The following is an 8,848-nucleotide window of genomic DNA, read 5'->3' on the forward strand; positions in this document are numbered from 1 at the left end:
ATCTCGCCTGCAACTTCGGAAGTTGGTCCATTGATCAGCGTTTCCCTAGCAGTTCGCAGAAGTTCATCGCGCGCAATCGTGCGCCGCGTGTGCAGATCGAGTACGACGTCGAAGTGTATGGCTCGGAGAAGAAAGTCGAGCTTCCGTTCGTGATGGGCGTACTTGCCGACCTCTCCGGCAAGCATCCGGTCGAGCCGCTGCCGGCGGTGTCCGAGCGTCGGTTTCTGGAAATCGACATCGACAACTTCGACGAGCGCATGAAGGCGATCCGGCCGCGCGTCGCGTTTGCCGTGCCGAATACGCTGACGGGCGAAGGCCAGATGATGGTCGACATGACGTTCGAAAGCATGGAGGACTTCTCGCCGGCCGCGATCGCCGACAAGGTCGAGCCGCTGCGCCGCCTGCTCCAGGCGCGTACGCAGCTGGCGAACCTGCAGACGTACATGGACGGCAAGTCGGGCGCCGAGGCGCTCGTCACCCAGCTGCTGCAGGACCCGGCGCTGCTGAAGTCGCTGGCTGCGGCGCCGCGGCCGGAGCGGCACGAAGCGGACGCGGCCGATTCCGCCAACGCGAGCTGACCGACAAACCGATCGAGGATGACCAAAATGGCAAAACAGCAAGTACACGCCGTCGAGGCGCAGGCCGCGACCCAATCCGATTTCACGCAACTGCTCGAACGGGAATTCAGGCCGAAGACGGATCAGGCCCGCGCGGCGGTGGAACATGCGGTGCAGACACTCGCGGAGCAGGCGCTCACGCAGTCGATCACGATCAGCGACGACGCCTACAAGAGCATCGCGGCGATCATCGCGCAGATCGATCGCAAGCTCTCCGAGCAAATCAACCTGATCCTGCATCATGACGACTACCAGGCGCTCGAATCCGCGTGGCGCGGCCTGAACCATCTCGTGTCGAACACCGAGACGGACGAGCACCTGAAGATCCGCGTGATGGATGTCTCGAAGGCCGAACTGCATCGCACGATGCGGCGCTACAAGGGGCTGGCGTGGGATCAGAGCCCGCTTTTCAAGCAGATCTACGAACAGGAATACGGGCAGCTCGGCGGCGAGCCGTACGGATGCATCGTGGCCGACTACTACTTCGATCACACGCCGCCGGACGTCGACCTGCTCGGTTCGATCGCGAAGGTGGCGGCCGCCGCACACACGCCGTTCGTGACCGGTGCGGCGCCTTCGGTGCTGCAGATGGAGTCGTGGCAGGAACTGGCGAACCCGCGCGACCTGACGAAGATCTTCACGCAGAACCTCGAATACACCGCGTGGAATTCGTTGCGCAACACCGAGGACGCGCGCTACGTCGGCCTCGCGATGCCGCGCTTCCTGGCGCGCCTGCCGTACGGCGCGAAGACCAATCCGGTCGACCAGTTCGATTTCGAGGAAGACACGAACGGCTCCGACCACAGCCGCTACGGTTGGGCGAACGCGGCGTATGCAATGGGCGTCAACATCAACCGCTCGTTCAAGCAGTACGGCTGGTGCTCGCTGATCCGCGGCGTCGAATCGGGCGGCACGGTCGACAACCTGCCGTGCCATACGTTCCCGACCGACGACGGCGGCGTCGACATGAAGTGCCCGACCGAGATCGCGATCTCGGATCGTCGCGAGGCCGAGCTGTCGAAGAACGGCTTCATTCCGCTCGTGCATCGCAAGAATACCGATCACGCGACCTTCATCGGCGCCCAGTCGCTGCAGAAGCCGGCCGAGTATCACGACCCCGACGCAACCGCGAATGCGAATCTGTCGGCGCGCCTGCCGTACCTGTTCGCCTGCTCGCGCTTCGCGCATTACCTGAAGTGCATCGTGCGCGACAAGATCGGCGCGTTCAAGGAGCGCGAAGACATGCAGCGTTGGCTCAACGAATGGATCATGAACTACGTCGACGCCGACCCCGCGAACTCGTCGCAGGACACGAAGGCACGCCGGCCGCTCGCGGCGGCCGAGGTGCTGGTCGAGGACGTCGAAGGCAATCCCGGCTACTACCAGGCGAAGTTCTTCCTGCGCCCGCACTTCCAGCTCGAAGGACTGACCGTTTCGCTGCGGCTCGTGACGAAGCTGCCGTCGATCAAGGAAGCCGCTTAAGCACCCGGCAGATCCCGCAGGGCCGCACGTCGGACGGCTTCGGCAGACGATGTTCGGCCCGATTCCAACGTTCACTAAAAGGAGTACTACGCATGGCACAGGACATTTTTCTGAAGATCGACGGCATCAACGGCGAATCGCTCGACGACAAGCACAAGGACGAGATCGAGATCCTGAACTGGGATTGGGAAATCCTGCAGGAATCGTCGATGCATTCGGGTAGCGGCGGCGGCGCCGGGAAGGCGACCGTCAAGGATCTCACGTTCGAGCACAACATCGACCGTGCGAGCCCGAACCTGATGAAGTACGCGCTGACGGGCAAGCACATCGACCAGGCCGTGCTGGTGATGCGCAAGGCCGGCGGCAACCCGCTCGAATACCTGAAGCTCACGATGAGCGACGTGATCGTCACGCGCGTGAAGCCGTCGGGCAGCAAGGCCGGCGAGGAAAAGAGCCGCGAGACGGTGTCGCTGTCGTTCTCGAAGGTGAAGCAGGAGTATGTCGTGCAGAACGCGCAGGGCGGAAGCGGCGGCGCCGTCACGGCGAGCTTCGACATCAAGGGCAACAAGGAAGCGTAAGCGCGATGCGTCGCACGCGGCAGCGCATTCGCGTTCTCGGCGTGCGGCGCATTCGCAGTTCATCGAGGTGAATTCCGTATGCGTTCGATTCTGACCGCCGCTTCGCTCGCCGTCGTCGTGCTGCTCTCGGCCTGCGCGAGCGGCGAACCGAAGCCGAAGGCGCCGATTCGGCTGGAACTGGCCATCAACGCGGCATCCGACGTGAATCCGGACGATCGCGGGCACGCGGCGCCGATCGTGGTGCGTCTCTACGAGCTGAAGAACGGCAACGCATTCGAAGCGGCGGATTTCTTTTCGCTGGAAACACAGGAGAAGACGGTGCTGGCCGCCGACGTCGTCAAGCGCGACCAGTTCCAGTTGCGCCCCGGCGAGCATCGGAAAGTTGTCCGGCGGCCCGATCCGGAAACGACTGCCATCGGCGTGATCGCGGCCTATCGCGATCTGCCGAATGCGGTATGGCGGTCGGTCTACCCGATGCCTGCCGCGCCCGACAAGGCGTGGTACCGGCTTGTTACACCGAAGCTGAAACTGACTGTCGATCTCTCGGCCAAGGCCGTCACGATCGAGGAAACGAAGAAATGAAACACGTCGTGCAACGAAACGGACGAGACGTATGAGCTGGTACGCCAAGGTCGCCTGGCAGGAAGGGTTGTTTTTCAGACCGCAGCTTTTCCAGCAACAGGAGCGCTACTTCGAGAAGTACGCGCACATGCGTGCGGCGCCGCTGTCGCCGTTTTTCTTCGGTTTCGTGCATTACGCGCTCGATCTGGAGTCGCTCGCGCTCGGGAAGGTGATCGTCAAATCGGCCGCCGGCGTGTTCGCCGACGGCACACCGTTCGATGCGCCGGGCAATACGCCGCTGCCGCCGCCGTTGACGATCCGTCCGGAACACCTCGACCAGGTGATCTATCTGGCCGTGCCGGTACGTTTGCCGAACTGCGAGGAAACGACGTTCGAGGATACGCCCGATTCGATGGCGCGCTATCAGGTATTCGATGCCGAGCTGCGCGACTCGAATTCGGTCGGGCTGGCGCCCGAGTCCGTCCAGCTGTCGAACCTGCGGCTGCGTCTGGTGCCGGAGAAGGAGCTCGGCAACGCATGGATCGGACTTGCGCTGACGAGCGTAAAGACCATTCGCGCGGACGGCAGCATCGAACTGGACGACACGATCGTGCCGCCCGTATCGGGCTATGGCGCGAGCGATTTGCTGACGAGCTGGGTCACGAAGATCCACGATCTCGCTCATCTGCGCGCGAATGCGCTGTCGCAGCGGCTGGCCGGCACGGACGACACGACCGCAAGTGCGGCGACGGTCACGGATTACCTGCTGTTGCAGATCCTCAACCGGTACGAGCCGTTGCTGCAGCACATGCTGCGCGTGCCGACCACGTCGCCGGCGGAGGTCTACACGCTGCTGATCGCGATGGCGGGCGAGCTGTCGACCCATCTGCGCACGGACACGCGCCGGCCGCTCGATACGCATCCGCCCTATCGGCATACGACGCCGCATCTTTGCCTGAAGCCGCTGGTGGACGACACGCACCGGCTGCTCAATGCCGTGCTTGTGCGTAGCGCGCAGAGCATCGCACTCGAGGATCGGGGGCACGGCATGCGCAATGCGGTGGTCGATCCGGCCGATATGCGGGGTTTCGCTTCGCTGGTGCTCGCCGTGCATGCAGCGATGCCGCCCGACGTGCTGCGTCAGCAGTTTCTCGCGCAAGCGAAGGCGGGGCCGTCGGAAAAGCTGCCGAGCCTCGTACGCAGTCATTTGCCGGGTATCGGCATGCAGGCGCTGCCGGTGCCGCCGCGGCAGATTCCGTTCAACGCGGGATATATCTATTACGAGCTGACACAGGGCGGGTTGCTGTGGGATGAGGTGGTGCGTCACGGCGGGATCGCGTTGCATGTGGCGGGGGAGTTTCCGTCATTGAAGCTTGAGCTTTGGGGCGTACGCACATAGGACGATAGGAAGAACGCGCTGGATGACGAATTGATTCAATCTTGCACTCGCTTGACTCGAATTTGATATGGAAAACCTGACTGATCATACGCCGGAACCGTCTCGTGGAAGCCCTGCACTTCGCGGCTTTTGTCTCGCCTGGGTGGTCTTTATCGCGGCGTATTGGACCGTTACTTCTATCGATCCGATACGTAACTTGTTTTGGCGCGGGTACTTTTTTCTCGCGCCCCCGATTGCAGTGGTCGCGGTTGCCGGATTCTTTGCAGTGCGCGGAGGAAAGCGTTTTGCAGGGGGAATGTTTGCCGGCCTTGTCTCTGTGATGTGCGTGATTGTCTATTTGTTGTTTTCTCTATTTTTTGGAAATTCCCAACCCATTGTTAACGGTTGGAAGTAGCGCAGCGCCGGGCAGGCGTTATGGACAGCGTATTGCATACGATCAGTGACTCAATTGATTGAAGGGGCATCAGAATGACTTTAGTCGAGGTATCACGGACGCTATCGGTGTCGGGCGCGGCGCTGCCGACGTACGGTGGCCAATTGCTCCTGACGCCGGTGAAGCTCACGGGTGCCGAGACGATAGGCGAGTTGTTCGAATACGTCCTGGAAATGAAGACGCCGGATGCGCTCGCGTTCTCGCCGAGCATCGCGGCGAACGTCGATCTCGATGCGTTGATCGGCACGGAGGTGACCGTATCGATTCAGCTCGAAGGCCGTGGGCATTTCATTCCGGGCCTTGCCGGTGGTGCCGGTATGGGAAATATCGGCGCAGGCATGCGCGAGATCACCGGCATTGTCAGTCAGGCGACGATCGTTCGCGAAGACGGCCGATCGATTGTCTACGCGCTGACGCTGCGACCGTGGCTCTGGCATGCGACCAAGAATTGCGACTGCCGCATTTTCCAGGACATGTCGGTTGTCGAGATCACGGATGCCGTGCTGTCGGCCTATCCGTTTCCGGTCGATAAACGGCTGACGACGCCTCGGCCTAACAAGGTATGGCCCAAGCGCGACATTCAGCGCCAGCATTTCGAAAGCGACTGGGCGTTCCTGCAGCGCTTGTGGGAAGAGTGGGGTATCTACTACTTCTTCGAGCATGGCGAAGGCAAGCATCGGCTCGTGCTTTGCGATTCGATGGGCGCGCTCCGGCCGCTCGGCGACGCCTATGCCGAGCTTCGCTACGAACCGCCGACCAGTCGGCGCATCGACGAGGAGCATATCCACGAATTCTCGGTGTCACATGCGCTGACCACGGGCGCGGTGACGGCTGTCGACTACGACTACACGTTGCCGCGAGCGAATCTGACCGTGACGCGCGAGGATCCCCGCGATACGGGCCTCGCCCATCAGGAGCGCTATTCGTGGGGCGACTATGCACAGCCGCAAGCGGGGGCGGCCGGACTCTCCGGCGCGCACAACGAGCCGCGCACCGAAGCGGAATACCTCACGCTGGTACAGATGCAGGCCTGGCGGTGTCAGGGATTGACGGCGCAAGGCAAGGGCAATTTGCGCGGCATGGTCGCCGGGCAGACGTTCGTGCTGTCGCACTACCCGCAAGAGGCGGCGAATCGCGAGTACGCAGTGATTGCGTGCCGGCTGACGATTGAAGAGATCGGCGAAGCGTCCGGGGCTGGCCAGCAGTATCGGTGCGAAGCGGATTTCACTGTGCAACCGACCAATGAGCCGTTTCGTCTATTGCGCACGATGGCGAAGCCGCGGATGAACGGCGTCGAGTATGCCGTCGTGACGTGCCCTGACAACCAGGAAATCTGGACCGATTCCTATGGGCGCGTGAAGCTGCAGTTTCTCTGGGATCGGCTAGGCAAGAACGACGAGCGTTCCAGTTGTTGGGTGCGCGTTGCCGGCGCCTGGCACGGCGATCAGTTCGGCGGCGTTTTTCTTCCGCGTCGGGGGCAGGAGGTCGAGGTTGCCTTCGTCAATGGCGATCCGGACTTGCCGATCGTCGTGGGAAGCGCGGTGAACGCATTCAACATGCCGCCGTTTGCCTTGCCGGCGAATCAGGCGCTCGCCGGCTACCGCAGCAAGGAAATCGGCGGCCGTCGAGCGAATACGCTGGCTTTCGACGATACGAACGGCAAGATTCAGGCGCATCTGTCGAGCGATGAAGGGTGTTCGCAGTTGAATCTGGGGTACATCACGCGTATTGCGGGGAATGCGGGGCGGCAGGAGGAAAGGGGAAGGGGGTTTGAACTTGCGACCAGTCTGTGGGGAGTAGTGAGATCGGCATTGGGAATGCTGATCACGACCGAGGCATCATCGAATGCGCAAAGCCATGCGAAAGAAATGGACGAAACAGTTCGGCGACTCGCGGAAGCGCGAGACACCCACGAACGGCTGGCTGGACTGGCTCAGCAGAATGGCGGGCAGGAACCGAACGGTGACCAAAGCGAAGTTACGGCCGCGCTGAGAGTACAGAACGATGCGATACGAGGGGACGCAACGACGGAGGGCGACCCATTTCCCGAGTTTGCTGAGCCGCATATGACGCTTGCCAGTCCGGCGGGCATCGAAACGACGACGGCGGGCAGTACACACATCGCGAGCGGTGAACATCTGGCATTGACGACTGGCGAACATCTTGGCATTGCCACAGGGCGATCACTGTTTGCGACCGTCAAGGAGAAACTGAGAATTTTCGTATACCACGCCGGGATCAAACTCATTTCCGGTGCTGGTTCAATTGACATTAAAGCTCTCAAGGATGCCATTAACCTGATGGCAAAAATCCGGATCAGGCAAACCGCGACGAAAATTGAAATCTGGGCGGAAGAAGAGTTGTCGCTTCGTGGCGGGAAGAGCTTCATTACGCTCAGTAACGCGGGGATTACCAACGGTACGCCGGGGCAGTGGCAATCGTATGCCGCAACGCACGAGATGCCGGGACCAAGAAGCGCACCCGATGACATTCCGGCTGCCGAACTCAAGGTATGTGAACTGAGCACGATCAAAGCGGCTGCTCGGCACGCCGCGATCGTGCCGCTTCGGTGAGGAGGCGTCATGCAAAGTTATTCGCTTTCCGAAGCAATGCTGGTCTGTACGCACGTGTTGGCCGATCGCCTCCTGGTGCGCGATTGGCTGAGCGGTTTGCCTTGGCAAGACGCCGCCCCCGAATGGCTCGGAAACGAACGTCATCTGCTTCCCGCAGTGCTTCGACTTGATCAGCTTGACGATACGCAGCATGAGGAAATTGCGCGGTGTCTCGCGGTCGAAACTGCATCAGCGATATTGATTCGCAGCGATTTGAGCGCTGACGCGCTAGCGCGACGATTGGCTCGCCACGTCACGGTCACGCTGGCAGACGATTCCGCCGCCGTGCTGCGTTTTGCCGATCCTGGTGTTTTCATTCATTTGTTGTGGATCTTGCCGCTTCCGCATCTTGCTTCCCTGTGTGACGGTGCGAGCGGCTGGTGGGTCCCACATCATGACTTATGGCACGAACTCCAGTTCCGAGATCGACCGGAGGCAGTATGGAGCAGGCTCGACGAGGCTCAATCGATTGCACTGACCAACGTCGGACTGGTTAATGACACGCTCGCGACACTGCCTGCTGTGCCCGACCTGAAGCAGCTGTGGCGCTGCAGTCAGGAGATCAATCAATGGCTATGCGTAGCTCAGAGTGAGTTTGGCCTTGCGTGTGTGTCCGATTGCGTCGCCTTTGCCCGACATGGATGCCTCTTGGGGGAAGGCTTCACCGGTCATCCGAAGTTGGCTCCCTATCTCCACGAGGCGGCCACCAATCCCGGTCTCTACGCTGAGGCGAGTGCGCTTCTCGAGGAAAGCGATTGGGACAACGTAATTGACGATATCGAACAGATGAATCGAAAGCGGGAGGTTTCGTGACCAAACCAGATGCTTCACTCGCATTGCTGGAAAAGGCAAAGGCGATAGCTTTAGACGATTGCGAGTTTTGCCAAAAATCAGGTCTTGCCATTCTCCCGATCCGGGCAGCGGTCATGCGTCGAAATTCTGGCGCGCCGAATCTGCCGAAAAATCTGCAACCTGTTGATGGACAGGGTGGAAAGAGCCTTTCCTTGACGGGGCCTGCGGCCGCCTATACCGGTCGGACCCTGCGCGAAGGCTTTCTCTACGTGTACGACGAGCGAGGTACTTGGGAAAAGTACTGGATTACCCAACGAGGCTATCTAAGGAAACGCTGATCAATGGACCAACTTCCGAAGTTGCAGGCGAGATGG

The 8,848-nt window shown here is 60.9% G+C and carries 9 protein-coding genes; all 9 read left to right on the forward strand.

The genetic code is table 11. The annotated features are described in order from the left end of the window. Positions 1-29 precede the first annotated feature (29 nt). The 9 genes from tssB (at position 30) to ACSHSS_RS29055 (ending at position 8,812) form a co-directional block, all read left to right on the forward strand. Positions 30-578: a type VI secretion system contractile sheath small subunit gene (gene tssB, locus ACSHSS_RS29015; RefSeq protein WP_445545887.1), complete on the forward strand. Its 549-nt coding sequence runs from the start codon at positions 30-32 to the stop codon at positions 576-578. Between the two features lie 27 nt (positions 579-605). Further along, positions 606-2,099 (forward strand): type VI secretion system contractile sheath large subunit, encoded by a 1,494-nt coding sequence (gene tssC, locus ACSHSS_RS29020; RefSeq protein WP_006396708.1) that lies wholly within the window; start codon positions 606-608, stop codon positions 2,097-2,099. A 92-nt stretch (positions 2,100-2,191) separates the two neighbouring features. Continuing rightward, on the forward strand, positions 2,192-2,677 hold the full coding sequence (locus tag ACSHSS_RS29025) for an Hcp family type VI secretion system effector (protein WP_006396709.1): 486 nt from the start codon (positions 2,192-2,194) through the stop codon (positions 2,675-2,677). Positions 2,678-2,755: 78 nt separating this feature from the next. Then, positions 2,756-3,259 carry a type VI secretion system lipoprotein TssJ gene (gene tssJ / locus ACSHSS_RS29030; protein WP_059786672.1) on the forward strand — a complete coding sequence of 168 codons (504 nt, stop codon included), beginning with the start codon at positions 2,756-2,758 and terminating at the stop codon, positions 3,257-3,259. 31 nt (positions 3,260-3,290) lie between these two features. After that, entirely contained in the window at positions 3,291-4,637 is a 1,347-nt protein-coding gene (gene tssK / locus ACSHSS_RS29035) for a type VI secretion system baseplate subunit TssK (protein ID WP_445545882.1), read from the forward strand. Between the two features lie 67 nt (positions 4,638-4,704). Next, positions 4,705-5,031: a hypothetical protein gene (locus tag ACSHSS_RS29040; protein ID WP_445545883.1), complete on the forward strand. Its 327-nt coding sequence runs from the start codon at positions 4,705-4,707 to the stop codon at positions 5,029-5,031. A 74-nt stretch (positions 5,032-5,105) separates the two neighbouring features. Continuing rightward, complete coding sequence (locus ACSHSS_RS29045) at positions 5,106-7,643, forward strand: type VI secretion system Vgr family protein (RefSeq protein ID WP_445545884.1); 2,538 nt, start codon at positions 5,106-5,108, stop codon at positions 7,641-7,643. A gap of 9 nt (positions 7,644-7,652) precedes the next feature. Then, a complete protein-coding gene (locus ACSHSS_RS29050; RefSeq protein WP_445545885.1) occupies positions 7,653-8,495 on the forward strand; it encodes a DUF4123 domain-containing protein in 843 nt (280 codons plus the stop codon). Further along, positions 8,492-8,812, forward strand: coding sequence for a toxin VasX (locus ACSHSS_RS29055; RefSeq protein WP_445545886.1), 321 nt, complete (start codon positions 8,492-8,494; stop codon positions 8,810-8,812). Before ACSHSS_RS29050 ends, ACSHSS_RS29055 begins: the two co-directional genes overlap by 4 nt. Positions 8,813-8,848 lie beyond the last annotated feature (36 nt).

Source organism: Burkholderia sp. BC1 (genome assembly GCF_052683555.1).